This is a genomic window from Microbispora sp. KK1-11 (assembly GCF_006874435.1).
In the GTDB taxonomy this organism is placed as follows: Bacteria; Actinomycetota; Actinomycetes; order Streptosporangiales; family Streptosporangiaceae; genus Microbispora; species Microbispora catharanthi.
Window position 1 is genome coordinate 164,193 of record NZ_VIRJ01000005.1, and the last position, 23,474, is coordinate 187,666.

The 23,474-nt window shown below is 69.5% G+C and carries 25 protein-coding genes and 1 pseudogene; 11 read left to right on the forward strand and 15 right to left on the reverse strand.

Annotated elements, in window-relative coordinates:
* The first annotated feature begins 125 nt into the window (after positions 1 to 125).
* Positions 126 to 1,166 (forward strand): LacI family DNA-binding transcriptional regulator, encoded by a 1,041-nt coding sequence (locus FLW16_RS10020; protein ID WP_142559710.1) that lies wholly within the window; start codon positions 126 to 128, stop codon positions 1,164 to 1,166.
* 634 nt (positions 1,167 to 1,800) lie between these two features.
* Positions 1,801 to 3,222: a cellulose binding domain-containing protein gene (locus tag FLW16_RS10025; protein ID WP_142559711.1), complete on the forward strand. Its 1,422-nt coding sequence runs from the start codon at positions 1,801 to 1,803 to the stop codon at positions 3,220 to 3,222.
* 52 nt (positions 3,223 to 3,274) lie between these two features.
* On the opposite strand, the gene FLW16_RS10030 is transcribed toward FLW16_RS10025, so the two are convergent.
* Positions 3,275 to 3,589: a YciI family protein gene (locus tag FLW16_RS10030; RefSeq protein ID WP_142559712.1), complete on the reverse strand. Its 315-nt coding sequence runs from the start codon at positions 3,587 to 3,589 to the stop codon at positions 3,275 to 3,277.
* Between the two features lie 303 nt (positions 3,590 to 3,892).
* Here FLW16_RS10030 and FLW16_RS10035 point away from each other — a divergent pair, with 303 nt between their 5' ends.
* Positions 3,893 to 4,480, forward strand: coding sequence for a recombinase family protein (locus tag FLW16_RS10035; RefSeq protein WP_142559713.1), 588 nt, complete (start codon positions 3,893 to 3,895; stop codon positions 4,478 to 4,480).
* Positions 4,481 to 4,629: 149 nt separating this feature from the next.
* Here FLW16_RS10035 and FLW16_RS10040 read toward each other — a convergent pair whose 3' ends face one another.
* The 7 genes from FLW16_RS10040 to FLW16_RS10070 form a co-directional block, all read right to left on the reverse strand.
* Positions 4,630 to 4,866: a hypothetical protein gene (locus FLW16_RS10040; RefSeq protein ID WP_142559714.1), complete on the reverse strand. Its 237-nt coding sequence runs from the start codon at positions 4,864 to 4,866 to the stop codon at positions 4,630 to 4,632.
* Positions 4,867 to 4,963: 97 nt separating this feature from the next.
* Positions 4,964 to 5,173, reverse strand: coding sequence for a hypothetical protein (locus FLW16_RS10045; RefSeq protein WP_142559715.1), 210 nt, complete (start codon positions 5,171 to 5,173; stop codon positions 4,964 to 4,966).
* 126 nt (positions 5,174 to 5,299) lie between these two features.
* Positions 5,300 to 5,812, reverse strand: a complete 513-nt coding sequence (locus tag FLW16_RS10050) for a hypothetical protein (protein WP_142559716.1) — start codon at positions 5,810 to 5,812, stop codon at positions 5,300 to 5,302.
* A gap of 11 nt (positions 5,813 to 5,823) precedes the next feature.
* Complete coding sequence (locus FLW16_RS10055; protein ID WP_142559717.1) at positions 5,824 to 6,477, reverse strand: response regulator transcription factor; 654 nt, start codon at positions 6,475 to 6,477, stop codon at positions 5,824 to 5,826.
* Positions 6,468 to 7,694: a sensor histidine kinase gene (locus tag FLW16_RS10060; protein WP_142559718.1), complete on the reverse strand. Its 1,227-nt coding sequence runs from the start codon at positions 7,692 to 7,694 to the stop codon at positions 6,468 to 6,470. The genes FLW16_RS10055 and FLW16_RS10060 overlap by 10 nt, the downstream gene beginning before the upstream one ends.
* 136 nt (positions 7,695 to 7,830) lie before the next feature.
* Complete coding sequence (locus FLW16_RS10065) at positions 7,831 to 9,324, reverse strand: alpha/beta fold hydrolase (protein WP_185949343.1); 1,494 nt, start codon at positions 9,322 to 9,324, stop codon at positions 7,831 to 7,833.
* Positions 9,325 to 9,587: 263 nt separating this feature from the next.
* On the reverse strand, positions 9,588 to 9,902 hold the full coding sequence (locus tag FLW16_RS10070; protein ID WP_142559720.1) for an alpha/beta hydrolase domain-containing protein: 315 nt from the start codon (positions 9,900 to 9,902) through the stop codon (positions 9,588 to 9,590).
* A 15-nt stretch (positions 9,903 to 9,917) separates the two neighbouring features.
* On the opposite strand from FLW16_RS10070, the gene FLW16_RS10075 reads away from it, so the two are divergent.
* Positions 9,918 to 10,214 (forward strand): zinc-binding dehydrogenase, encoded by a 297-nt coding sequence (locus tag FLW16_RS10075; RefSeq protein ID WP_142559721.1) that lies wholly within the window; start codon positions 9,918 to 9,920, stop codon positions 10,212 to 10,214.
* A 25-nt stretch (positions 10,215 to 10,239) separates the two neighbouring features.
* Here FLW16_RS10075 and FLW16_RS10080 read toward each other — a convergent pair whose 3' ends face one another.
* Both FLW16_RS10080 and FLW16_RS45070 read right to left on the reverse strand, forming a co-directional pair.
* Complete coding sequence (locus FLW16_RS10080; protein WP_312847128.1) at positions 10,240 to 12,252, reverse strand: Tn3 family transposase; 2,013 nt, start codon at positions 12,250 to 12,252, stop codon at positions 10,240 to 10,242.
* A 613-nt stretch (positions 12,253 to 12,865) separates the two neighbouring features.
* Positions 12,866 to 13,267, reverse strand: a pseudogene (locus tag FLW16_RS45070) (DUF4158 domain-containing protein); the annotation flags it as partial.
* Between the two features lie 230 nt (positions 13,268 to 13,497).
* Between FLW16_RS45070 and FLW16_RS10085 the strand changes: the two are divergent.
* The 3 genes from FLW16_RS10085 (at position 13,498) to FLW16_RS10095 (ending at position 15,578) form a co-directional block, all read left to right on the forward strand.
* Positions 13,498 to 14,259 (forward strand): phytanoyl-CoA dioxygenase family protein, encoded by a 762-nt coding sequence (locus FLW16_RS10085; protein WP_142559722.1) that lies wholly within the window; start codon positions 13,498 to 13,500, stop codon positions 14,257 to 14,259.
* A gap of 76 nt (positions 14,260 to 14,335) precedes the next feature.
* Positions 14,336 to 15,058 carry an SDR family NAD(P)-dependent oxidoreductase gene (locus FLW16_RS10090; protein ID WP_142559723.1) on the forward strand — a complete coding sequence of 241 codons (723 nt, stop codon included), beginning with the start codon at positions 14,336 to 14,338 and terminating at the stop codon, positions 15,056 to 15,058.
* On the forward strand, positions 15,048 to 15,578 hold the full coding sequence (locus tag FLW16_RS10095) for a MarR family winged helix-turn-helix transcriptional regulator (RefSeq protein WP_142559724.1): 531 nt from the start codon (positions 15,048 to 15,050) through the stop codon (positions 15,576 to 15,578). Before FLW16_RS10090 ends, FLW16_RS10095 begins: the two co-directional genes overlap by 11 nt.
* Before the next feature lie 154 nt (positions 15,579 to 15,732).
* Here FLW16_RS10095 and FLW16_RS10100 read toward each other — a convergent pair whose 3' ends face one another.
* Positions 15,733 to 16,506: an SDR family NAD(P)-dependent oxidoreductase gene (locus FLW16_RS10100; protein ID WP_142559725.1), complete on the reverse strand. Its 774-nt coding sequence runs from the start codon at positions 16,504 to 16,506 to the stop codon at positions 15,733 to 15,735.
* Between the two features lie 121 nt (positions 16,507 to 16,627).
* Positions 16,628 to 17,059, reverse strand: a complete 432-nt coding sequence (locus FLW16_RS10105; protein WP_142559726.1) for a helix-turn-helix domain-containing protein — start codon at positions 17,057 to 17,059, stop codon at positions 16,628 to 16,630.
* A gap of 132 nt (positions 17,060 to 17,191) precedes the next feature.
* Here FLW16_RS10105 and FLW16_RS10110 point away from each other — a divergent pair, with 132 nt between their 5' ends.
* From FLW16_RS10110 to FLW16_RS10125, 4 genes are all read left to right on the forward strand, one after another.
* Positions 17,192 to 17,371: a hypothetical protein gene (locus FLW16_RS10110; RefSeq protein ID WP_142559727.1), complete on the forward strand. Its 180-nt coding sequence runs from the start codon at positions 17,192 to 17,194 to the stop codon at positions 17,369 to 17,371.
* A gap of 129 nt (positions 17,372 to 17,500) precedes the next feature.
* Positions 17,501 to 18,790, forward strand: a complete 1,290-nt coding sequence (locus tag FLW16_RS10115; protein WP_142559728.1) for an NAD(P)/FAD-dependent oxidoreductase — start codon at positions 17,501 to 17,503, stop codon at positions 18,788 to 18,790.
* Positions 18,791 to 18,814: 24 nt separating this feature from the next.
* Positions 18,815 to 19,861, forward strand: a complete 1,047-nt coding sequence (locus tag FLW16_RS10120) for a hypothetical protein (protein ID WP_142559729.1) — start codon at positions 18,815 to 18,817, stop codon at positions 19,859 to 19,861.
* A 34-nt stretch (positions 19,862 to 19,895) separates the two neighbouring features.
* Positions 19,896 to 20,846 carry a sigma-70 family RNA polymerase sigma factor gene (locus FLW16_RS10125; protein WP_185949344.1) on the forward strand — a complete coding sequence of 317 codons (951 nt, stop codon included), beginning with the start codon at positions 19,896 to 19,898 and terminating at the stop codon, positions 20,844 to 20,846.
* Between the two features lie 24 nt (positions 20,847 to 20,870).
* On the opposite strand, the gene FLW16_RS10130 is transcribed toward FLW16_RS10125, so the two are convergent.
* From FLW16_RS10130 to FLW16_RS10140, 3 genes are all read right to left on the reverse strand, one after another.
* The gene (locus FLW16_RS10130) at positions 20,871 to 21,788 is read right to left on the reverse strand and encodes a TIGR03620 family F420-dependent LLM class oxidoreductase (protein ID WP_142559731.1); all 918 of its coding nucleotides are present in this window, start codon (positions 21,786 to 21,788) and stop codon (positions 20,871 to 20,873) included.
* A gap of 102 nt (positions 21,789 to 21,890) precedes the next feature.
* Positions 21,891 to 22,223: a helix-turn-helix transcriptional regulator gene (locus FLW16_RS10135; protein ID WP_142559732.1), complete on the reverse strand. Its 333-nt coding sequence runs from the start codon at positions 22,221 to 22,223 to the stop codon at positions 21,891 to 21,893.
* A 58-nt stretch (positions 22,224 to 22,281) separates the two neighbouring features.
* A complete protein-coding gene (locus tag FLW16_RS10140) occupies positions 22,282 to 23,436 on the reverse strand; it encodes an Ig-like domain-containing protein (protein WP_260615130.1) in 1,155 nt (384 codons plus the stop codon).
* Between the last annotated feature and the right edge of the window lie 38 nt (positions 23,437 to 23,474).

Sequence of the window (23,474 nt, forward strand, 5' to 3'; positions counted from 1 at the left end):
CCGCAGGCCGTTTCCCCGTATTCCGAAGGCACCCCTAGAAAGGATTTCGTGCGGCTCATAGCGTTATTTTTGGCGGATGATTCTGTACTTTTCATGATGGCTTCCATGCTTCGTAGAATCTCGGTGTGACCGCTACCCCCCACGACCCGTACGCGGCTCCCCGTCCCCGCCCGGAGGTCACGCTGGCGCATATCGCGAAGCTGGCCGGTGTGTCCGCCCCGACCGTCTCCAAAGTGATCAACGGCCATCCTGGCGTGGCGGCCGGCACCCGCCGCAAGGTCGAGGAACTGGTCCAGGAGCACGGCTGGCGGCGCCGGCCGGACGCGGTCGACTCCAGCGCGGTGGTGGAGGTCGTCTTCGAGTCCCTGGACAGTCTGTGGGCGCTGGAGCTCATCCGGGGCATGGACGAGGTCGTCCGGGCCCGGGGCATGATCCTGGGCCTGACCGACATGCGCGGTCGGCGCTCCCCGCACTCGGGCTGGATCGACCAGGTGCTGGCCCGCCGCCCGGCCGGGGTGATCGCGGTCTCGGCCGACCTCAGCGAACGCCAGCGGGCCCGGCTGGCCAGCCGCTCCATCCCGATGGTCGCCCTGGACCCCCGCGGCGAGCCCGACCACCGCGTCCCCTCGGTGGGGGCCACCAACTGGAACGGGGGCCTTGCCGCCACCCGCCACCTGCTGGAGTTGGGCCACCGCAGGATCGCCATGATCAACGGGCCGGACACGCTGATGTGTTGCCGGGCCCGCCTGGACGGCTACCGGGCGGCCCTGGACTCCGCCGGCGTTCCGGCCGATCCCGGCCTGGTGTGCACCGGCCCGCTGTATGTGGAGGGCGGCCGCGCCCAGGCCCAGGCGCTGCTGGGGCTCCCGGATCCGCCGACCGCGATCTTCGCCGCCAACGACCTGCAGGCCCTCGGGGTCTACCAGGCCGCCCACCGGGCCGGGCTGCGCGTTCCCGAGGACCTGAGCGTCGTCGGGTTCGACGACCTGCCCCTCGCGCAGTGGGCGGACCCGCCGATGACCACCGTGCGCCAGCCCTTGCAGAAGATGGGCACCGCCGCCGCCGAGATGGTGCTGGCCCTGGCCTCCCGCGGAGCCCCGGTCGAGGACCGGGTGGAGCTGGCCACCCGGCTGGAGGTGCGCTCCAGCACCGCTCCCCTCGTCTAACCCAGGTTCACCTGCCATCCGCGGGTCGGCAGAGCTGCGGGGGCCCGGTGCTCTTGCGCCCAGTGAGCGCGGTGGCGAGTTCGCCCCTGTTGCCGTGCCGTCCTGCCGCGAGGAGTTCCTCGGCCTGGTGCCGGGGCCGGGCAAGACGGCGGACGGGGTCGGTGACGCGGACACCGTGGAGCCGACCCTCGGCGACAGGCCCAGGAACGAGTGTTTCGTGAAATTTTCAGAAGCATTCATTGCATTATCTGCGTTTACCAGCGGAAATAGTCGCAACATTTGGCCTGGGGTGTTCGCCGTGTAGCCCTCTGTTTCACCATTTGGGCACGCAAACTTCCCAGAACGCCCTAAGGGGTTGCTGGTGAACAGATCAACATCCCCGCGCGAGGCGGCGTCGATAATCCGCATCCGCAGTCATGATCGTCCACCGGAGCCGTCGAAACACCGACGGCGGGCGGGCAGCAGCCGCGCCGGCCTCCCTCTCCACACGGCCCCGCCGCAGCTGCCGCCCCCGCCCGAGCCAGAACCGAACCGCCGACGAGCGACCGACGGAGCGAGTGGCGCAGGCCGATGGACCTGATCGCCCGGATCTCCGCGTGATCCGATCGAGTCCCGTCAAATTCATGGAGGACACATGAGACACCGGATCGAGTTCGGGCGCCTCCGAACTACGGTCATTTTCGTCGCCGGTCTCCTGATGTGCGCGGCGCTGACCATCTTCACTCAGGCCGCCGCCGCGGATACCTCAACCAAGTACCTCGGAGTGTTCCGCGAGACGAGCCCCACCCAGATCGTCTCGGGGACCGTCAGCCGTTACGGGGTCACCCCAGCCGGCGTTCAGTGGTTCGACAGCTGGGCCACCGGCAACGCCTTCAACGCGGCCGAGGCCAGGGCCCTGTGGAACCAGGGCGTCATGCCGCATTTCACCTGGGAACCCTGGAACCCGGCTCTCAGCGTGAGCGACTCCAACCAGATCCACCTCCAAGACATCGTCGACGGGAAATGGGACAGCTACATCAAGGCCCGCGGCGCGGAGTTCGCATCGGTCGGAGCGCCGATCATGGTCCGCTGGGGCCACGAGTTCAACGGCAACTGGTACCCCTGGGGCATCGTCAACAACGGCAGCAACCCCGCTCTGTACATAAGCGCCTACCGGCATGTGCACGACCTGGTCGTCGCCGCCGGCGCCACCAACGTCCAGTGGGTGTGGTGCTACAACAACAGCTCCACCCCCGACTCCTCCTTCAACGACCCCGCGCAGTCCTACCCCGGTGACGCCTACGTCGACTGGGTCGGCATCGACGGCTACAACTGGGGCCTCGGCCCGTCCTGGGACCCGTCCGGCAACTACTGGACGAGCTTCGACTCGATGTTCGCCAGCGCCTACGCCAAGGCACGCGCCGTCGCCCCGAGGCGTCCGGTGATGATCGGCGAGGTCGGCTCCAGCGAGGACGGTGGCAACAAGGCCCAGTGGATCAACGACATGGCGTCCGTCCTGCAGTCAGGCCGCTACCCCGACCTGAAGAACGTCGTCTACTTCGACCAGGACAAGGAGGAGCGGTGGTCGGGCACCTCGTCATCGGCCGTCCAAACCGCTTTCACCTCGTGGGTCAACCAGACCTACATGAGGGGAACGGGCACGGACCTGGCCAAGGTGGCCGCGGAGTACAAGGGAACGTCCGTGAGCCCGTCGCCCTCAGCCTCGCCCTCCGCGAGCCCGTCACCCTCGACTTCGCCCTCCGCGAGCCCGTCGCCGGTCGGCGGCGCATGCTCGGCCACCTACAGGACGGTCGGCTCCTGGCCCGGTGGATTCCAGGGCGAGGTGACGGTGCGAACCGGCACCTCAGGGATCAACGGTTGGACGGCACGCTGGACCTTGGCCGGCGGGCAGACGATCAGCCAGCTCTGGAACGGCACCTTGAGTATCAGCGGTTCCGCGGTGACGGTGAAGAACGTGAGCTGGAACGGCTCGCTGGGTGCGAACGCCTCCGCCACGTTCGGGTTCCTCGCCAACGGATCACCGACATCGCCCACGCTCACCTGCAGCAGCCCGTGACTTGTCGAATGCCGGCACCGGCCGGGGACGGGAGCCGGGCACGACGTCAACGTCATCCGGAGGTCTCACCGCCGGGCGGCAGGAATGACGGTCCTATCTGGCACTGGTGGACGCGCACCTCGCGCCAGACGTCGTCCACCACGTAGGGCTCGACACGCAACCACGAATCCAGCGCAGCCCGGGAGTCGGCCGCCATCACCAACATCGAGCCGATCATGGCACCGTCGTCGTCCAGGATGGCGGTGCCGAACACGGCTGTGACCTGGGTCGTCGACGCGGCCTGCGCCAGATGCCGCTCCCGGGCGGCCGCACGGCGCCGCTGCCCTTCCTCGCCGGGGTGGTCATAGGCGATGACCAGGAAATGCATGTGCTCAGCCCTCCGTTGCCTCAGCCGTCGTCGCCGTGCGACCGGGCACGGCCCCTGAACTGGACGATCTGCGCCGGACGATCCGAGCCAGGAGAGTAGTTGGGGTGCCGGTAAGAAACGTGTCATGAGCCCCAGACGCGCCGCGGATCGCTGTTGATCTTGTCCGGAATCGATCATTTCTGAGACACGGTCCGACTGCTGCATTGTTCTCGACATTTACTCTCACGATCATGTCTCAAAATCCGCGTTCGGAAACTATGTTCCACTACATCTCAGATCAGCCGTTTATGAGACACTAATGTGGTGAGCAGGATCGGCTACGGACGGGTCTCCACCCGCGACCAGAACCCCGACAGCCAACGCGACGCCCTCACCGCGGTCGGATGTGACCGGATCTTCATCGACAAGGCGTCCGGGAAGATCGATCGACGCCCCGAACTCGATAAGGCGCTGGACTACCTCCGGCCCGGCGACACCTTCGTCATCACCCGGCTGTCGCGTGCCGCCCGCTCGCTGCGCCATCTGCTGGACTTGGCGGCGCAGCTTCGCGAGCGTGAGGTCGACCTTCTGGTGCTCAAGCAGGGCATCGATACCTCCACGCCGTCCGGCCGCCTGCAGTTCCACATGTTCGGCGCCTTCGACGAGTTCCTCCGGGAGCTCATCGTCGAGGGCACCCTCGAAGGGCTCGCCTCGGCTCGGGCGCGCGGGCGCGTCGGCGGGCGCCCACCGGCCCTGGACGCCCACGGCGTGGAGATGGCTCGGGCGTTGTACGAGATGAAGGGCGATGACGGTAAGCGCCGCTACACCGTCCAGCAAATCGCCGATCGGCTCGGTGTCAGCCGCGCCACGATCTACCGTCATCTTGATCCCGACAAGCCTGTCTCGGCGTAGGAGCGTGGTGCTGCCCCGATCACCTACTTATTACGGCGGCCAGGTCAAGCTCGCCGACCAGATCGCCGCCGTGCTGTCCGAGCCTCACGGTCGCCGCCGTCCTGGTGTTGCTGGGAGCCGCGTAGCGCCGATACGGCGGCATCGCGGCTTCATGCTCCGTTGTTGCCAGCCTTGGCGATGAGTGCCGAGGCCAGTCCGGCTGTATGGGTGGCGATCTCTCGCGCGGGGATCTGCCTGCCGGTGTCCAGCCACCAGACGATGGCCTGGAGGAACATGCCTCCCAGGAGTGAAGGCCGCCCTGTCGCGACCTCGGGGCCAGCCGCACGCTCGATTACCGCGATCCGGCCGCGATCGGCGGATCCTTCGACGTCGTTCTCGACTGCCACGGCAGCGACCTCGGCCGCTACCGGCGCCTGCTACGCCGGGGCGGCCGGATGATGACCACCGCCAGCAGTGGCATGGGATACGCCATGCGCTCAATCGTCAGGCCGGGGCCGCGACGCCGATGCTGATCCCCTGCTCGCTCGCGGCGAGCCGGATCAGCAGATCGAGAGCGCCCGCGCTGACGCCTCTGCCCTCGGAGCCGTGGGCACGCAGGCGCTCGACGGCGTGACAGGCGGTGCCGACGGCCGCGCTCGCCTCGAACGCGCGCAGATCCCCGTCTTCACCGTCCTCTCCGGCGAACCGTGCCATCGCCGTCCTTGCACGTGGGTCGTAGAGATAGCCGTCCGGATCACGTTCGTAGTTATGTACATCCTTCATAATAAGCATCAAGATTATGGCTTCCGGAGTTGGTTAATCGCAGAAGCCCGTGCTCCCCTATGACGGATCGCGTGACGCGGAGCCGCAGGTCACCTCCGCCGTGGCCGGTGGGCACGGCATAGTCCAGTCAGGTGTCATCACCAGCACGCCGACGCCGGGCGGTGCGCTCAAGGTGTAGACGGTGCGGCAGCCGGCATCCACCCGCCCCAGGTCCCGGGAGCAGGTCACCTCGACCCGCAGCGTCTTCCCCGACTCCCAGGTCTCGCTCATCGAGGGCGGCCCGCCGTGCCAGGTCGTCTCCCGCTTGACGGAGAGGCGTCCGGGGACACCCGGAGCGACCCGCACGTCGACCCTGCCCCGCGCATCCACGATGATCCGGGACGTCGTGACGGCGTACGTCACGGTCCTCGTCTCGGTCCCCGACTGGTCGAGGACCGACGACCTGTAGGAGCCGGGAAAGGAGAAGTCGCTGGCATGGGGAACGCGGATCTCCGACCACGCCGCCAACGCCATCGCCACCACCGCGGACACGGTCAGCGCCGCGCCGGCGGCGATCCATCCGGTCCGCACCGCTCTTCTCATCATGTCGCCTCTCGAATCTTCAGGAATCGCAGTACGGCCAGCACTCGCCGGTGATCCTTCTCGGCGCCGGAGAGCCCGAGCTTGGCGAAGATGTTGTTGATGTGTTTGCCGACCGCGCTTTCCGAGACCACGAGGGCCTCGGCGATGCCGGCGTTGGACCGTCCCTCCGCGATCAGCGCGAGCACCTCGCACTCCCTGCGGGTCAGCAGGTCCAGCGGATCGCTGCGGCGGCGCAGCAGCAGCTGGGCGACCACTTCGGGGTCCAGGGCCGTGCCGCCCGCGGCGACGCGCCGCAGCGAGTCCAGGAACTCGGCGACGTCGGCCACCCTGTCCTTGAGCAGATATCCGACGCCGGTCGTCGCCGTGGACAGCAGCCGAGTCGCGTAGCGTTCCTCGACGTACTGCGAGAGCACGAGGATGGGCAGCTTCGGCCGCCGGTGCCGCAGCAGCAGCGCCGCGCGCAGTCCCTCGTCCGTGTGCGTCGGCGGCATCCGCACGTCCGTGACGACGAGATCGGGCTCGTGTTCGTCCACCGCCCGCAGCAGCCCTTCGGCGTCGGACACCGCGGCCACGACCTCGATGCCGGCTGATCCGAGGACCCAGACCAGGCCCTCCCTGAGAAGGACGGAGTCCTCGGCGAGCACTACACGCACGGCAACTCCACCTCGATCGTCGTCGGGCCACCGCTCGGGCTGTCGATGCGCAGGGTCCCGTCCACCGATCCCGCCCGCTGCGCGAGGCCGCGCAGCCCCGACCCCTTGGTGGGCTCGGCACCCCCACAGCCGTCGTCGCGTATGACGATGCGGAGTATGTCCGCGTCACGGCTCACGGTGACGTCGGCCTCGGAGGCCCGCGCGTGCTTGGCGACGTTGGTCAGCGCTTCGGAGACCACGAAGAACGCGACCGCCTCGATCACGGGATCGGCCCGTTCCCGCACGTCAACGCTGAGCCGTACGGGGAAAGGGGCACGCGCCGCGAGACCGGACAGCGCCGCGTCCAGGCCCTGGTCGTTGAGCACGGCCGGGTGTAGCCCCTGAACGACGTCGCGCAGTTCCTTCAACGCCTGCTTGGCTTCCTCGTGCGACCGAGCGATGACCTGGCGGGCGGGCTCCGGCAGGTCGGTGAAGGCGGTGCGGGCCATGCCGAGGTTCAGGGCGAGCGACACAAGCCGCTGCTGTGTGCCGTCGTGCAGGTCGCGTTCGATCCGGCGGCGTTCCGCGTCGGCGGCCTCGATCACCTCGGCCCGGCTCTCCCGCAGCGTCTTCACCCGCCGGGCCAGTTCGTCTTTCACGCTGGGACCGAGCAGCGTACGCGCCGCGACCGCGTCAAGCGCGGTGATCCCCCGAAGCAGCCACGGCACCACCACGAACAACGCGAGCGCGGCCGTCGCGGGCAGGGAGGCGGTCCAGCCGCCTCCGGCCATCAGGAGTTGCACGGCGATGATGACCGCGACCAGGCACGCCGACCACGCCACGGCCCCGCTCAGGAAGCCCACCGCGCCGATCAGGGGCCCGATCGCCAGGTGATAGGCGACCTGCCGCCACAGGCTGTGCGAGCGCCCCTGCAGGAGAAGCCGTCTGAGCGGGCTCCCTTCCCGGGGGAAACGAGGTACCGGGGGGATGCCGTGGCCGAGGAAGGCGGCGAACCGGGAGCGCTGCAGCCAGGTGAGCAGCGGCACCGTCCAGGTGAGGATCAGCAGCGCGACCAGGGGGACGACGACTGTCCACGCCAGCGCTATCGACAGCGCGCCCAGCGCCAAGATCGCTGCCATCGACACGAGCGCGATCGGGACGCCCGCCGTCACGTGGATGGTACGGAGCCAGGTCGGCGACGACCAGTGGCCGCGAATCCGGTCCCAGGGAGTGCTCATGCGCCAACCCTAGAGAGCGGCACGGCTCGACGACATGACCCGGATATCCCGGAAAAAGGTGAGGTAAACCCCACCTCTTCCCGGGTCGCGGCCTCAGCGAGAGCAGCGTACAGGCAGCTTTTCTGCCATGTCATCACTACCGGGGCGAGCAGAGGGTGCCTGCGGGAGCCAACGTCAGCTTCGTCAGATACCGGTCGGCGTACCCTGTCACGCACGGGTCCTTCGCCCGCAGGTAGACGACGTGGACGGGGCCGTCATAGCGGACGGTGACCGAGCCCGGGATCCTGCTCACCAGGAGCTCGGTGACCGTGAAGTCACGATCGCCGCCGAGCCCCAGTGCAGGAGGCAGGCCGGCCGGCAGGGGGCGAGGCGGGTTCACCGGCAGATGCCGCCAGCCGGAGCAGGCCAGAGCCTCCAGCCCGATGCCGACCCCGCCGCCGAAGTCGTGGGAGATCCGCTCGCTGTAACGGCGGTCGCTGACGAGCGCCTCGTACCCCAGCCTCACCAGGCCATCCGGGCACCGGGTCGCCGCCGCGCCCGGCGAGCTCCAGCTCGCGGAGACGCCCAGGATCTGCTCACCGAACCAGGCGAAGTCACCCTTGCTCGCCTTGAGCAGCGCGTCGGCGAACTCCGGTGCCTTCTCCGGAAGGGGGAGGACCACCCGGGCCAGCGCCTTGAGGTGCAGATCGGTCAGTCTGATCTCGCCCAGCCGGGCGGAGGCGTACGTGACGGGCCTGCGGCCGGTGCTCTTGATCAGCTCGCGCCAGAGCTTACGCACGTTCCGCCCCCGCAGTGCGCACGCGTCGTCACCGGCGCACCAGGTGGTGAAGCGCTTGAACGCCGCCTCGGTGGCGCGCAGTTGCGCGCGTTCCATACCGCGCCAGCCCACCGTCGCGTCGGGCGTGCTATCGAGAACCATGGCACGGACGCGCCCCGGGTAGAGCCGCGCGTACGCGGCGGCCGGAACCCCACCGTAGGAGAAGGCCAGCATGGTGAGTCTGTCCTGGCCGAGGGCGATGCGGATCGCCTCCATGTCCCTGGCCACTGAGTCCGAGTCCAGGTGGTCGGCCAGACCGGTCATGTCGTCCTGGCGGCATCGATCGACCAGGCGTTCGAGGGCGGCGGCCTGGGCCTCGTATGCGGCGCGGTCACGCGGGTCGTTGAGTGGCAGTCCGGGAACTGCGCAGGAGGGCGGCAGATAGCGCCCCGCCGTGCTGGTGCGAGGGTTGTAGCCGACGACATCGAAGTGCTTGCGCAACTTCGTGAAGGACTCCGGAGCCGACGAAAGGACGCCCTGGATCCCCGGACCGCCATCGGACACGACGAGAACGCTGCCGAGGCGGAGCGACGGATCGGCGGCGGGGAGCCGGGCGAGCTCCAGCTTGATCGTGGTTCTACCCGGCGCGGACCAGTCCACCGGCACCTCGATCGTGGTGCATTCCATCTCCGCCGGCCCCTGGCCCCCAGGGCACGCCCTCCAGGCGAGGGTCGGCGCGGTCTGGGCCGCTGCCGGCAGTACGGCCAGGCCCAGGAACGCGGACAGGGCTGACAGGACGACCGGCAAGGTCTTCACTCGATGTGCGGAGCGGACCGGCACCGGTCTGACCGGCCGGTTCGTTCGGTTTGTCATGCGCTCACCGTAAAGATCACGGCTGGCCCGGTGACATGGCCGAGGCATCCCAAAACAAGGTGAGGCCCAGCCCACCTTCACACGTGCGCCCAGGGCACCCCGTCTGCCTTGCCACAGATGACAGGGGGCCGCGTCACGCATCGTCTGGAGGACATGGCCGCAGGCCGCGATCCTGCAGATGAAAGAGCGTTGTCTGCAGGATCGCTTTCCAGGCCGTCCGTCACCGGGATCGCATCAGCCGCCCACCAGGGCCCGATGGATCCCTAGCGCCGGTTTTCGTTCCGGCGTTCCCTAACCGCCGAGTTCTCGGCGGCGGTGACGATCGTGGGCGCGTCCTCCGGGAGGAGATATCCGGCGTCCACCGACGCCTGCGCGGCCGCCCGCACCTTGCTCACGTAGTCGGCGTGCGTCGGGTAAAGCCGGCTGAGCACCGGCTCAGCCGTACGCGGCAGGAACGGGTCGGACGGGTCGCCCGCGTTGTGCCGGTCCCACGGGTCGCGAGCGCCGTAGAGGCCGCAGAAGACGCCGCTGCCACTGATGTCCCGCTCCCCCGTGAGCGTGCGGGTCGGCACCACCACGTCGGGGAGCCGGATATGCCGCCCACGGCCAGGCCCGTGCCCGGGTCGCGCAGCTCGGGGTGCAGCAACGCCCCGCTCGGCGGCCGGGGCCCGCCCCTCGCCCAGGCGGCCAGGAGCCGCAGCGTACGGGTGATGATGGCACGCTCGCGGCGAGCCGACCTCACCGCACTGGCCGGATACGTCGACCGAGAAGCCGTCCAGCCGATCGTCGAGGAGACCTATCCCCTGGAAGACATCGGCCAGGCCCACAAGCTGACCGGGACCGGACACGCACGAGGCAAACGAGTGATTGCCGTGTTGGCCACTCCTTAACCACGGCTCTTGCGGCGCCTTCGAACTACTCCGGTCCACCCGGCTGCGCAGCACCCACGCCATCGCCCAGCGGCAGGCGCTTGGCGACGTCCAGCCGTACCTCGCCGTAGGGCTGGACGTGCTGCCAGAACAGCGGGGTCAGTCCGCGGCGATCGGCGGGCTTGAACAGCTTGGCCCACTCCGGATCGGCGAGGACGTCCTGCAGCATCAAGGTGTTGATGTACACGAGCGCGGCCTGCAGGATACGCAGGCACAACACGCTCATCTCCAGTTCCTCGCGCCGGTTGGTGGCGATGTCGCCGCCCTTGCCGTAGAAGATGACCGAATTTGCTCCGTTGGAGGACTCCACCACGTTGAGCCCTTCCTGGATCTCCCGCTGGAGCTCACGAAAGCGGAGATAGCGGGCCACGAAGATCGTTTTCTGCGCGCGGCCGACCTCGAGCATGGCCTGGTAGGTAGGGTGGGAGGCCGACTCGGTGAAGCGGTGCAGGATGGCCTCGGTGGAGGCAGTACCCTGTTTGATCGCGGTTGCGTATTTGATCATCTGGTCGTAGTTCTGCTCGATCAGGTCCCAGCGGATCGGCCGGGTCATCGCCGGTGTCAGCCGCAGGTACAGGTCGCTCTCGCCGCTCTCGACCCGATACAGTTTGACCTTGTTGATCTGCTTGATGCGCGGCAGCAGGTCAAAGCCCAAGAGCCTGGTCACGCCGAACCCGATTTCCGTCTGGCCGTGGGAGTCGACATAGTTGCCCTCGACCTTCATGGTGGTGCCGTGCCGGACCGCGCCCTCGATCATCGCGTGCACCTCCGAGGCCGAGGCGCGCAGGGTCTGGGAGTGCACGACCATGGACCCGCGCTCGATGTGCCAGTAGATGAGGATGCCGCGGCCTCCATACCGGGAGTGCCACTCGGTGAAGATGTTCTGGTCGTAGGCGCGCACGTGCGTGGAGCCGGAGGCGACAGTGGTGGTCCCCTCGCCCCACAGTTCCACGTCCCGGGCGGTGAAGGTGGCGTTCGCGATGTCGGTGGCGATCTGCGGGGTCAGGTAGCGGCGCCGGACGTAGCGGATGTCGTCCTCGCTGTGTGCGTGGCCACCGGAGGCCACGGCCCGGATCCCGGTGTTGGTGCCGTACCCGAAGATCGCAAGCATCAGGCGTTCGGCCATGACCTCGGGCTTGAGGCTGGAACTGCCCGCCACCGAGGTGACGGCGTTCAGGCAGCCGGTGCGCAGCACCGCCTCCTTGAGCATGTCGATCAGCGGGACTGCGCCCCAGCGCCGGCTCACCTCGTTCTTGATCTTTCGCAGGTTCCGCGGCTCCTCCGCCGGGCCGATCTTCGTCAGCTTGATCGCGCCGGACTTGCGCTCGGAGATCGCCACCCAGTCCAGCTTGGGCAGCGCGGTGTTGAGCGCGTCCAGTTCCGCGCGCATCTCGGCCTTCAACTCGGCGATGAAGTCCCGTGGGTCCAGCGGTTTGCGCAGCTCGGCGTAGTTCTCCACGCGGCGGGCGGCGAAGTCCTTGGGCAGGTCCTCCTCCGGGTCGCGGAAGGAGTGGGCGCCGACCACCCAGATCTCCTTGCAGCGCAGCGCGTCGCGCAGCGCCTGGAAGGTGACGATCTCGTACACCATCCGCACAACCCGCCGACGGCCGCGCTTGTCGTTCTTGAACACCAGGTTCTCCCAGTCGCCGGCGGTGCCGCGGTGCTCGGGCACCGTCTCGCCGCGTGGGTAGTAGGTGGTGTTGCCCGCCTTGGCGTAGCGGCTGATCAGCTCCAGCGCCTCGATCACCGGCTGGTAGGCGGTGTTGTTGCCTTTGAACTCCAGGGTGTCCAGCAGCGCGATCAGCCCGCGCCGGTAGTGGTTGGTGTAGGAGGCGCGCAGTGTGGTCTGCACCGTGGTGCGGTAGGCCGGGCCCTTGGTCTTGAACTCGTGCACCAGGTCTCGCAGCGTCTGCTCGCCGCCGCTGACGGCGGGGAAGATGACCTGGCGGACCGGTTCGTCGGGGTGGCCCAGGGCGGCGTCGGCGACCTTGAATAGGATGTTCTCCTTGCCGGTCGCCCGCTTGAACGCTGTTGATCAGTTCCTTGGTCACCTTGCTGTCGGCCCGTGCCTTGATCCTATGCACGGTGGCGATCAGCAGCTCCACCAGCGTGTCGGTGATCTCCCGCTCCCGCTCATGCACCAGTGCCGCCAGCAGCAGCACCGTCAGCTCGCGCGGGTGCGTGCGCATGTGCGAGGGCGCCTCCACCGCCGCCCGGGCCCGCCAGGACGCCAGCACCTTGGGTGCCACATCGGCGAACAACCCGGGCGGCAGCTCGATCGCCCGCACCGCCGTCAGCTTGCGGATCTCGGTCATCATCGATTCCAGGCTCACGTTGCCCGACGCGGACTTGATGAACGCCAGCACGTCGAAGTCCTCGTCATCGTCCTCGGCAGGCACCTGGCCAGCGGGCTCCTGGCCGTTGCCGGCCGCCTCCGCTCCCGCGCGGCTCGCGTCGTCGATGCCGACCAGCGCGCAGATGCGCTGCGTGGTCTCGGGGCTCAGCCGGGAAGCGATCCGCACCGACCAGGTGACCTCCGCGTTATGCAGACCCGAGGCCACGATCCGGGAAATCCGCCCCGGCGTCGGCGGCTCGATCCGCTCCTCGCGCAGATGCTTGAGCAGTTCCTCCCGCACCCGGTCAGGCCGCCGCTCCGCGTGCGCGACCTCCTCGGCCAGCCACACCGCCAGCTTCGACGCGTCCGCCGTCGTGCAGGTGCGAAAACCCAGATGCGTGCGGATCTGACTGCGGTGGTACTCGATCGTGGAGCCGGACCACTCGTAGAAGCCGAGCTCTGAGGCGGGAACCTGGACCTGCTTGGCCACGTACTCGACTACGTCGTCCGGCAGTTCTGAACGACCGCGCGGGAACCGGCCGTGCTGCGTGTAGAACTTCAGCAAGATAACGAAGCCGAGTCGCGTCGCGTCCCGCTTTCCAGCAATCAGCTCGCGCTCTTCGTCCAGGATCGTCCAGTGCTCGACCAGTTCGTCGATGTGCATCGGGGGATGTTTCATGACCGACCAGCATTGACCAGGCAAATCACAACAAGATCAACGCCGTTTGGGGCTCATGACACGTTTCTTACCGGCACCCCTAGTTCGCCCGGGCGCTGGGCGACATCGTGACGGAGTTCGAGGCGCCGCGTCCACCGCGGTTCGTCGCGCGGGCGGCCGTCCGGACCCGGTGGGTGAGGCGCCGGGTAAATCGATCGACACCCAGCGCCGCAGATCGCTACCGTCCGGCCATGGCTGTTTTCACCGATGCCGATCTCGACCGCTTCGTCACCGAGGGCTTCCTCAAGGTGGAGGAGGCGTTCCCGCGCGAGACCGGCGACCGGCTCAGGGATCTGCTGTGGCGGCAGATCGGCCTGTCCCCCGACCGGCCGGAGGACTGGACGCAGCCGGTGGTGTGGGCCGCCCCCGACCCCGCCGGGCGAGGCCCGTTCGGAGAGGCGATGCGCGGCCGGCGCCTGACCGAGGCGCTGGACCTCGTCGCGGGCAAGGGCGGATGGGTGCCGCGCGGCACCATCGGCAACACGCCGGTCCGCTTCCCCCACCCCTCCGACGCCGGGGACACCGGCTGGCACATCGACCAGAACAACCCAGGACCGGCCGACACCTGGGGAACCGTCACCATCGCGTCCCGCACGATGCTCGTGCTGGTGCTGCTGTCGGAGATCGGACCCGACGACGCGCCCACCCGCATCAGGGTCGGCTCCCACCTCGACACCGTCCGTGCCCTGGAACCGTACGGCGAGCAGGGGCTGGAGTTCTTCGCCGCCGGCCCTGTGCTGGACGAGGCGACCGCCCACCGGCCCGAGACCTGCGCCACGGGACTGCCCGGCGACGTCTACCTGTGCCACCCGCACCTCGTCCACGCCGCTCAGCCCCACCGCGGCACCCGGCCTCGCTTCATGTCCCAGATCCCGCTCTTCCTGGCCGAGCCGCTGACTTCCGGCGACGCCACCCCCCTCGCCCGGGCCGTACGGCTCGGGCTCGGCGGCTGAACGGCCGCACCGCGCCACGCCTTCGCCGCGGCGGCGAGCTAAACTGAGTTTAGGTCTAAACTCAAGGAGGATCGCGATGACGCGGACGATAGTGGTGAGTGGCGGCGGCACCGGCATCGGCAAGGCCGTGGCGGCGCGCTTCGCCGCAGATGGGGACCGGGTGGCGATCATCGGCCGTCGTGCCGACGTCCTGGAAAGGACGGCCAAGGAGATCGGCGGCACCGCGCTGGTGGCCGACCTGAGCGAGCCCGCGGAGGTCGAGCGGGTGCGCGCCGACCTGGCCGGGCGCTTCGGCTCGATCGACGTGCTGGTCAACAACGCGGGCGGCAACATGGAAAGGCACGGCGGTTCCGGCGACGTCGCGGAGCGGTGGACCGGCAACTTCCGGACCAACGTGCTGACGGCGGTGCTGCCGACCGAGGCGTTCCGCGATCTGCTGAACCCGAACGGCCGAGTTGTGTTCATCAGCTCGATCGCGGCCTTCCGCGGCTCGGGCGGCACCTCGTACGGCCCGATGAAGGCGGCCCTGCACCCGTACGCGTTCGATCTCGCCGCCGCCCTCGGGCCACGCGGCATCACGGTGAACGTGGTCGCCCCGGGGTTCATCGAGGACACCGAGTTCTTCCGCGGCACCATGGACGACGAACGCCGCGCGATGCTCGTCGGGCAGACGCACACCGGCCGGGCCGGGTCGCCGCAGGACATCGCCGAGACCGTGCACTGGCTCGCCTCGCCCGGCGGCGGGCACGTCACCGCGCAGATCATCCAGGTGAACGGCGGGGCCGAACGTGGCCGCTGAGCCGCCGCGCGACGGTGCCGACGCGATCCAGGACGCCTGGCGGCGCGAGCTGCCGGGCGTCCCGGTGGAGTCGATCGGGGTCATCACCCGGATCTGGTGGGCCGCCAAGGTCTTCGGCGACGAGCGCCGCCGTCTCCTCGCGAAGCTTGGCGTGGACGTCGCGACCCTGGACCTGCTGTCCACGCTGCGGCGCTCCGGCCCGCCCTACCGGCTGAGCCCGGGCGAGCTCGCCGACGCGTGCATGGTGACGCGCGGCGCGATCACCCAGCGCGTGGAGCGGGCGGTCAGGGCCGGGCTGGTCGAACGCACCACCGCCGGATCGGGCTACCACGCGCGCGCGGTCTTCCTCACCGACGCGGGCAACGCCCTGCTCGACCGCGTCGTCGCCGACCTGCTCATGGCCGAGGACCGCCTCGTCGGCCATCTCCCACCCGAACGCCGCGACCAGCTCGCCGACCTGCTGCGCGAACTGCTCGCCGGACTGGGCGGCCCGAGCCTGACCGGGCAGGTCGGGGACTGACCCTTCACGTGTCCCTCCACCACTGACCCACCGCTGGCCAGGGCTCACGCGGGAGCGCCGGACGCCGGCGGCGTCGCGGGTCTGCGGGCGATGAGCAGGTGCGGCGCGGCTGCCGGACGGCGATACCGGCGCCGACGTGGCGGCCGCCGGGCCGTCAGTCCACCGGCCCGCCGGCGACGTAGACGACCTGTCCCGAGACGAACCCCGCTTCCGGACTGACCAGGTAGGAAGCGGTGTGCGCGATGTCCTCCGGCTGCCCGACGCGGCCCACGGGAATGGACTGCGCCGCCCTGCGCTGGAACTCCTCGAACTCCAGGCCGAGCCGCCGGGCCGAGGCCCTGGTCATGTCGCTCACGACGAAGCCCGGCGCGATGGCGTTGGCCGTGACGCCGCGCCGTCCGAGCTGGAGGGCCAGCGACTTCGTGAAGCCGATCAGCCCCGCCTTCGCGCTGGCGTAGTCGACCCGGGCGGCGTCTCCCACGGCGGAGATGCTCGACATGGTGACGATGCGTCCCCAGCCTGCGTCACTCATGTACGGGACGACGGCGCGGGTGAGGAGGAACGGACCGCGTAGATTGACCCCCAGGACCATGTCCCACTGCTCGGTGGTCATGTCCACCAGGTCGGTACGCGGGCCGACGCCGGCGTTGTTGACCAGCACCGTCGGCGGCCCCAGCTCGTCGGCGACCCGCGCGACGGCATCGCCGACCAGGCTCTCGTCGGCGACATCGGCCGAGATCGCCAGGGCCGTCCCGCCCTCGCTCCTGATCGCCTCGACGGTCGCGGCGCAGTCCGCCTCGTCCAGGTCGACGACCGCCACCGCCATGCCGTCCCGTGCCAGCCGTCTGGCGACCGCGGCGCCGATGCCGCGGGCCGCGCCGGTCACGATCGCCGTCCTGGTCTCGAAGGGAGAAGCCGAATGTGTCATGCGGACAAGCGCACAGCATCCGGGCCCGGTGGCCAAACGATGTAGCGCCAGACTTAATGCTCAGTTGTGGCCTCGCCGCCGAGAGCGCGGACCTCGTCCGGTGCGGACTGCCGGGCAGCGGTCAGGCCGGCTCCTTCACCAGGGTGGTGACCAGCCGGAACACCTCGGCGGTGTCGGCCACGCCGCCCACGATGATGATTTTCATGCTGGCCCTCTCCTCGTCGTAGACGGTCTCGACGCGCAGGGGCCTGTCGCCGGGGCCACGGCTGACGGCGGCGGCCACCAGCGTGTTGCCCAGGCTCATCATCTCGTCGGGGGAGATGGCGTCGATCTGCACGATGCTCGACGCCTCCACATGACGCCGCCCGGCGGTCTCGGCGGCAGGCTCGGCGGCACCGCCCATGAACGCCTCCAGGTCCTCACGGGCGATCCGGTACTGCTTGCCGATGCGCACCGCCTTGAGCCGCCCGTCGCGCACATAGTTGCGCACGGTCTTCACATGCAGGCCCAGCAGGTTCGCCACCTGCTCCACCGAGTACGGCTGCCGCGGCATCCCACTCCCCTCCGATCAGCTCTCCAACACACCCTATATATCCGTCTCCCAGGGAATGTTGCGGAGGCGTGCGGGATTACGGCGGCCACGGTCGTCGGAGGGACCGAGCGACGCGGGCAGTAGTCTGCGTTCATGTTCCACCGCAAACCCTTAGAAGAGCGCATCGCCGAGCGCGTCGCCAAGCGGCCTCCCCTGAAGGAGGGCAAGCACTTCGAGCACCGCCCCGCGCTGATCGTGTTCTGCGTGATCATCGCGCTCGTCGTGCTGAAGATCCTGGGTGCCTTCGCCCTCATGAAGTGGGGCGTCCAGTAGGTCCGGAGAGGACGGGCGTAGCACTCGCTCCTGCCGCTCTGTGACCCACGCCACACGCAGCTCCTGTCAGCAATCGGGGCGCCGTTCCGCTCAACTCACCGAGAGCAAGCGAACGGACAGGAGCATCACATGAAGCACCGCATCGTCGTCCTCGGCGCCGGCTATGCCGGGGCCTACGTGGCCGGGACCCTGGCCCGCCGGCTGTCCCCGGCGGACACAGAGATCACCGTGGTCAACGCCGTGCCGGACTTCGTCCAGCGGATGCGGCTGCACCAGTTGGCGGCCGGCCAGGACATCGAGGCTCCGAAGCTCGCCGACGTCTTCGCGGGCACGGGGATACGGCTGCGCGTGGCCCGCGTCACCGCCGTCGACCCCGAGCGCCAGATCGTCGCCGTGGCCGACGCCGACGGAGGCGGCGAACTCGGCTACGACACGCTTTTGTACGCGCTCGGCAGCCACGGCGCCGACCGCGCGGTCCCCGGCGCGGCCGAGCACGCCTTCGACGTCGCCGCCAGGCCCTCGGCGCTGCGCCTGCGCGAGCGCCTGGACAGCCTGGCCAGGCGGGGCGAAGGCGGGCGCGTTGTCGTCGTCGGCGACGGGCTGACCGGCATCGAGACCGCCACGGAGATCGCCGAATCCCGGCCCGGCCTGTCGGTGGCGCTGATCGCCCGCGGCGAGCTGGGCGCCCGGCTCTCCGCCGGGGCCCGCGGCCACCTGCGTCAGGCCTGCGACCGGCTGGGTGTCACGGTCCTGGAGCACACCAGCGTCGAAGCCGTCGAAGCGACGCGGGTGCTGTGCGCCGACGGCACCGCCCTGTCGTCCGACGCGACCGTGTGGACGGCCGGGTTCGCGGTCGACCCCATCGCCGCCGCCGGCGGGCTGGAGGTCACTGAGAGCGGTCAGATCGTCGTCGATCGCACCATGCGGTCGGTCTCGCACCCGAACGTCTACGCCGTCGGTGACAGCGCCTATGCCATCGGCGACAACGGCCGGCCACTGCCGATGTCCTGCGCTTCGGCGGGCTGCACCGGCCGGCAGGCTGTCGAGGCGATCGTGGGACGCCTGACCGGCCGCAAGATCGCGGACGGCAAGCTGGTCTACACGTGCAACCACATCAGCCTCGGGCGGCGGGACGGGATCCTGCAGATGGTCGACGACGAAGGGCAGGCAAAGCCGAAGTATGTGGGCGGCCGGAAGGCCGCGCGGGTCAAGACGGGCATCGTGAAGATGTCGCTGTGGGCCACCTCGCACCCGACCTTCGGCCTGCCCAAGCGCAAGCACCGCCTGGCCGCCGCGCCGGACGCGAACGGGGAGAAGACCGGTCGTGTCGAGAAGGCCCGGATCAGCGGCACCCACGACGTCCGCAATCCGGAAAAGCCGACCCGCGTCGCGTCCGAAACCCCGCTCACCCGGCGATGAACTCCCCTCTCTGAAGGAGAAGGCATGTCCACCCAGGCCGCGCCCGCAGCCGACGCGTCGCCCTCACCCTGGCCGGCCGTGGCCGGGGCAGTCGCCTTGCTCACGGTGATCATCAGCCTGCTGCTCACCGCCTTCGCCTGGCCGTCGGTACGCTCATCGGTGCGTGATGTGCCGATCGCCGTCGCCGGGCCCGCCCCCGCCGTCAAGCAGCTCACCGCCGTACTCGACCGACGTCTTCCGGACGGCTTCGATGTCACCGAGGTCGCCGGCACCACTGCCGCCGAACGGCTGATCCGCGACCGCGAGGTGTACGGGGCGATCGACCTCAGCTCCGGCACCCCTCAGGTCATCACCGCATCCGCCGCAAGCGCCGCCGTCGCCCAGACCCTGAACAGCATCGCGACCGGCCTCGACCAGGGAACCGGCACGGCGGTCGCCGCCCGCGACCTCGTCCCGCTGCCGGCCGACGACCCGCGCGGCGCCGGACTGGCCGCCGGAGCCCTGCCGCTGGTCATGGGCGGCCTGCTCGCCGCCGTGCTGTTGACCAGGCTCGTCCGCGGAACCGTCCGCCGCGTCACCGGAGCGTTCGCCTTCGCCGTCACCGGCGGACTCGCCGTGGCGGCGATCCTGCAGTTCTGGCTGGGCTCACTCAACGGCTCCTACTGGGCCAACAGCGGCGCCATCGCCCTGACCATCGCGGCCACCTCCCTGAGCATCCTCGGGCTCGAGTCACTGCTCGGGTACGCCGGCCTCGGCCTCGGCGCCGCCACCATGATGCTCATCGGCAACCCCCTGTCGGGCACCGCGACCGCCCCCGAGATGCTGCCCGGCTGGTCCGGCGCCCTCGGCCAACTGCTGCCGCCGGGGGCCGGCGGCCGGCTGCTGCGCTCCACCGCCTTCTTCGACGGCCACGGCGCCACCCACTCTGCCGCCGTCCTGGGGACCTGGCTCACGCTCGGCCTAATGCTGTCCCTGGCCGGCGGCCTGCGCGCCCGGTCTACCGCCACCGTCGCGGACACGGCCGCGCGGCCGGCCACGCACGCGCCGCACCTCACAACACCCGGTCCCTGATTCACCTCTGAAACACGCCCCAAGGGTGGTCCGCGTGGACAGCACTGCCACTGATCGCTTCGACACCAGCCGGTTCGAGGCCAACCGGAACCGGCTGGCCTCACTGGCCTACCGGCTGCTCGGCTCCGCCGCCGACGCCGAGGACGTCGTGCAGGATGCGTTCCTGCACTGGCAGGCCGTGGACCGGCAACGGATCAAGGTGCCGGAAGCATGGCTGACCAAGGTCGTCACCAACCTGTGCCTCGACCGGCTCCGCTCGGCGCGAGCCCGCCGCGAACGCACCGCCGGCGCCTGGTTGCCCGAACCGCTACTCGACGGCGACCCGATGCTCGGCCCGGCCGACTCGTTCGAGCAGCGCGAATCGGTCTCCCTGGCCGTGCTGACGCTCATGGAGCGCCTGTCGCCCCTCGAACGGGCCGTCTACGTCCTGCGCGAAGCGTTCTCCTACAGCCACGCCGATATCGCGGAGATCCTCGACATCACCGAGGTCGCGAGCCAGCAGCACCTCCACCGGGCCCGGCGCCGCATCACCGCCGCGCGCCGCGGCGGAGAGGTCGACCCGGCATCCGCCCGCAGGGTCATCGAGGAATTCCTCGCCGCTGCCTCCTCGGGTCGCACCGAACGGCTGGTGGCACTGCTCACCGACGACGCGACCGCGATCTCCGACGGTGCCGGGCTGGCCCAGAAGCTGCTGTGGTACGACACCCCGCAGCGCATCGCCGCCGTCGTACGGGCCGGCTTCAAACCCACACCCGCGAAGCGGCGATTCGCCGGCGGCACGCCCGCCGTCCACTACGCGCTCGTCAACGGCGCCCCCGCCATCCTCTTCGTGGTCGGCGACCAGGTGATCGGTGCCGTGACGTTCGACATCACGGGCGGCAAGATCGCAACCGTGCGCGGCATCGCCGCTCCCATGCGCCTCGTCCGCCTCACCGAAACCTGGCGGCGGCACGGACCGGACACGCCGCTCATCGGCCAGTGGTGACCCGGCACCGACCGCGGCCGCCCCTCACGCCGTGGGCCGGACGCCGGCGCCCTCGTACCCGTCACCGGGCAGCAGCGCGTCGCCGAGCATCCGCCAGTACGGCATCGCGGATCGCCCCGGCTCGATCCCGATGACCTGGATCGCGACGTGGTCGGCGCCGGCGTCGAGGTGGGCGCGGAGCTTGGCCACGATGGTGTCGAGGTCGCCCCAGAACACCAGGTCGTCGACGAGGCGGTCGCTGCCGCCGCCCGTGATCTCCTCGTCCGGGTAGCCCAGCCGCCGGAACTTCGCGATGTTGTACGGCGTGTTCAGGTAGGGGTGGAGGTGCTCGCGCGCGGCCGCACGGGCCCTGGCGGGGTCGGACTCGAACAGCACCGCGTGCTCGACGCCCAGGAACGCGTCGGGCCCGAGGATCTCCCGCGCTCGTGCGGTGTGCGCCACGGTGACGTGATAGGTGAGGGCGCCGGCGGAGCGGTCACGGGCCAGTTCGAGCATCTTGGGCCCGTACGCCGCGAGGATGCGGCGCATCGGCGCCCGCGGCAGCGGGTTGGACGTCGCCAGCCCGTCCATCTCGTCGAGATACGCGGCCATCGCCGCCAGCGGCGTGATCCCCGGCCGGGGCACGCCGCCGAATCCCAGGCCGAGCACGTGCCGCCCGGGGTAGGCGTCGGCCAGGAGCAGCGCGGCGCCGTACGCCCAGGGGGCCTCGCGCGACCAGATCTGCGCGATGCCGTTGACGACGGTGATCCGCCGCGTGCAGGAGAGCAGGTAGCCGGCGTGCGTGAACGCCTCACGCCCCGCCAGTTCGGGGATCCAGAACGCCGGCCATCCCCGGTCGTCCAGTTCCTGTATCGACTCGCGCATCCGCGCGGCCGGCTGGTGCTCGAAGTCGAAGGTGTAGATCCCGAATCTGCCCAGGTCCAGGCCGTCGAGGTCGCCCATCGGTGATCTCCTCGCGTTCGTCTCCGTTCTGTACATATCGAACTATCGCAGATTGTCGATATGACATGCAACGCGAGGTCGCCGTCGTGCGACGTCGTGGTTCTAGAGCGTCTCCCCCAAGGTGGCGACGAGCTGGGCGATGCGCTGCTCGTCGCGCTTGTAGTGGGTCCACTTGCCCACCCGTGTGGCCTTCACCAGGCCCGCCCGTTGCAGCTCCGCCATGTACGCCGACACCGTCGACTGCGCGAGCCCCGCCCTGGCCTGGATGTGGCTCACGCACACGCCGACCTCCGCCGGATCGGCGATCGCCTCCTCCAGCGGGAAGTGACGCTCCGGCTCGCGCAGCCACATCAGCAGCTGCAACCGCACCGGGTTCGACAGCGCACGCAGCGCGTCGACCAGCCCGGGATCCGGTGAGGTCACAGTCTCCGCCATGAGCCCAGGCTACAGTTCCCCCGCCGATGTTTCGAAATTCCTCGATATGATCGGGGGATCACGATTCCAGGGCGCTGCCCTGCTTCCACTTGCTGAACGGCATCTGCCAGAAGCCCCAGCCGTTGTTCCACTCCAGGATCCGGTTGGTGCCGACGATCTTGACGACGTCGCCCCGGTGGAAGTTGTCGTAGAACCACTTGGCCTGGGAGGGGCTGGCGTTGACGCACCCGTGGCTCACGTTGGCCCGGCCCTGCGAGCCGACCGACCAGGGCGCGCCGTGAACGTACTCGCCACTGTTGGAGATGCGCACGGCGTGGTTGACGACCTCCTTGTAGTAGCCGGGGTCGCCCTCCTTCTTCCCCGGAGAGATCATCGTGACCGGGTTGCCGCGTTCCATGGTCAGGTGGATGCCGCTGGTGGTGGTGTACTCGCGGGTGGTGGCCTTGCCGGCGCTGATCTTCATGGTCTGTACGACCTTGCCGTCGCGCCGGACCACCATCATGTGGGTCCTGGTGCTGACCGAGCTGATCCAGGCCGCGCCGATCTTGATGGTCGTGCTGTGGTCCTCGAGGCCGTAGGTGTCCGGCCCGGCCTTCACGCCCGTCAGGTGCGCGGTGAACTTCACCTTCTGGTGCGCGGGCCAGTACTTAGCGGTCCGGTAGATGACGTACTTGTCGTCGATCCATCGCCAGGCGCCCTTGACCGGCTTCTCCGCGTCCACCTCGAGGGCCTGCTCCACGGCGGCCTTGTCCTTCACCGGCGCGTTGAACCTCACCATGATCGGCATGCCGATGCCGACGGTCTCCCCCTTGATGCCGGGGGTGACGTCCACGACCTCCAGCCCGACCTTTGGCTTGAGCGTGGTGAAGCGGCTGGTCGCGGTCGCCGGGCCGCCCTTGCCGTTGGCCTTGGCCGACACCGTGTACTTGGCGGAGGGCTTGAGCGGCTCCTTGGAGGTCCACTTGGTGTGCGTGGAGTCGAACTCGCCCTCGAGCGTCTCGTCGCCCGCCTGGACCGTGACCTCCTCCAGCTCGCCGTCGGCGGCCGTGACGACCACGGTCTTGTCGGGACGCACCTTCGCGCTGCCCGTCGCCGGGCTGATCGTGATCTTGGGGGCCGGGACGGCGGGCGCGGCGTCGCCGGAGTCTCCGCCCGCCGAGCCTGGCGTGCCCGATCCGCCGGAACATGCCGACAGAGCCGCGGTCAGCGCCACGGCGACTCCGGCGATCGGCCACCTCGAACGACTTCCAG

Coding starts and splice junctions, on each gene's coding strand:
- FLW16_RS10025 (WP_142559711.1), top strand. CDS start 1,801: ATGAGACACCGGATCGAGTTCGGGCGCCTCCGAACTACGGTCATTTTC.
- FLW16_RS10030 (WP_142559712.1), bottom strand. CDS start 3,589: ATGCATTTCCTGGTCATCGCCTATGACCACCCCGGCGAGGAAGGGCAG.
- FLW16_RS10045 (WP_142559715.1), bottom strand. CDS start 5,173: ATGGCACGGTTCGCCGGAGAGGACGGTGAAGACGGGGATCTGCGCGCG.
- FLW16_RS10060 (WP_142559718.1), bottom strand. CDS start 7,694: ATGAGCACTCCCTGGGACCGGATTCGCGGCCACTGGTCGTCGCCGACC.
- FLW16_RS10065 (WP_185949343.1), bottom strand. CDS start 9,324: ATGACAAACCGAACGAACCGGCCGGTCAGACCGGTGCCGGTCCGCTCC.
- FLW16_RS10075 (WP_142559721.1), top strand. CDS start 9,918: ATGCCGCCCACGGCCAGGCCCGTGCCCGGGTCGCGCAGCTCGGGGTGC.
- FLW16_RS10085 (WP_142559722.1), top strand. CDS start 13,498: ATGGCTGTTTTCACCGATGCCGATCTCGACCGCTTCGTCACCGAGGGC.
- FLW16_RS10090 (WP_142559723.1), top strand. CDS start 14,336: ATGACGCGGACGATAGTGGTGAGTGGCGGCGGCACCGGCATCGGCAAG.
- FLW16_RS10100 (WP_142559725.1), bottom strand. CDS start 16,506: ATGACACATTCGGCTTCTCCCTTCGAGACCAGGACGGCGATCGTGACC.
- FLW16_RS10105 (WP_142559726.1), bottom strand. CDS start 17,059: ATGCCGCGGCAGCCGTACTCGGTGGAGCAGGTGGCGAACCTGCTGGGC.
- FLW16_RS10110 (WP_142559727.1), top strand. CDS start 17,192: ATGTTCCACCGCAAACCCTTAGAAGAGCGCATCGCCGAGCGCGTCGCC.
- FLW16_RS10115 (WP_142559728.1), top strand. CDS start 17,501: ATGAAGCACCGCATCGTCGTCCTCGGCGCCGGCTATGCCGGGGCCTAC.
- FLW16_RS10120 (WP_142559729.1), top strand. CDS start 18,815: ATGTCCACCCAGGCCGCGCCCGCAGCCGACGCGTCGCCCTCACCCTGG.
- FLW16_RS10130 (WP_142559731.1), bottom strand. CDS start 21,788: ATGGGCGACCTCGACGGCCTGGACCTGGGCAGATTCGGGATCTACACC.
- FLW16_RS10135 (WP_142559732.1), bottom strand. CDS start 22,223: ATGGCGGAGACTGTGACCTCACCGGATCCCGGGCTGGTCGACGCGCTG.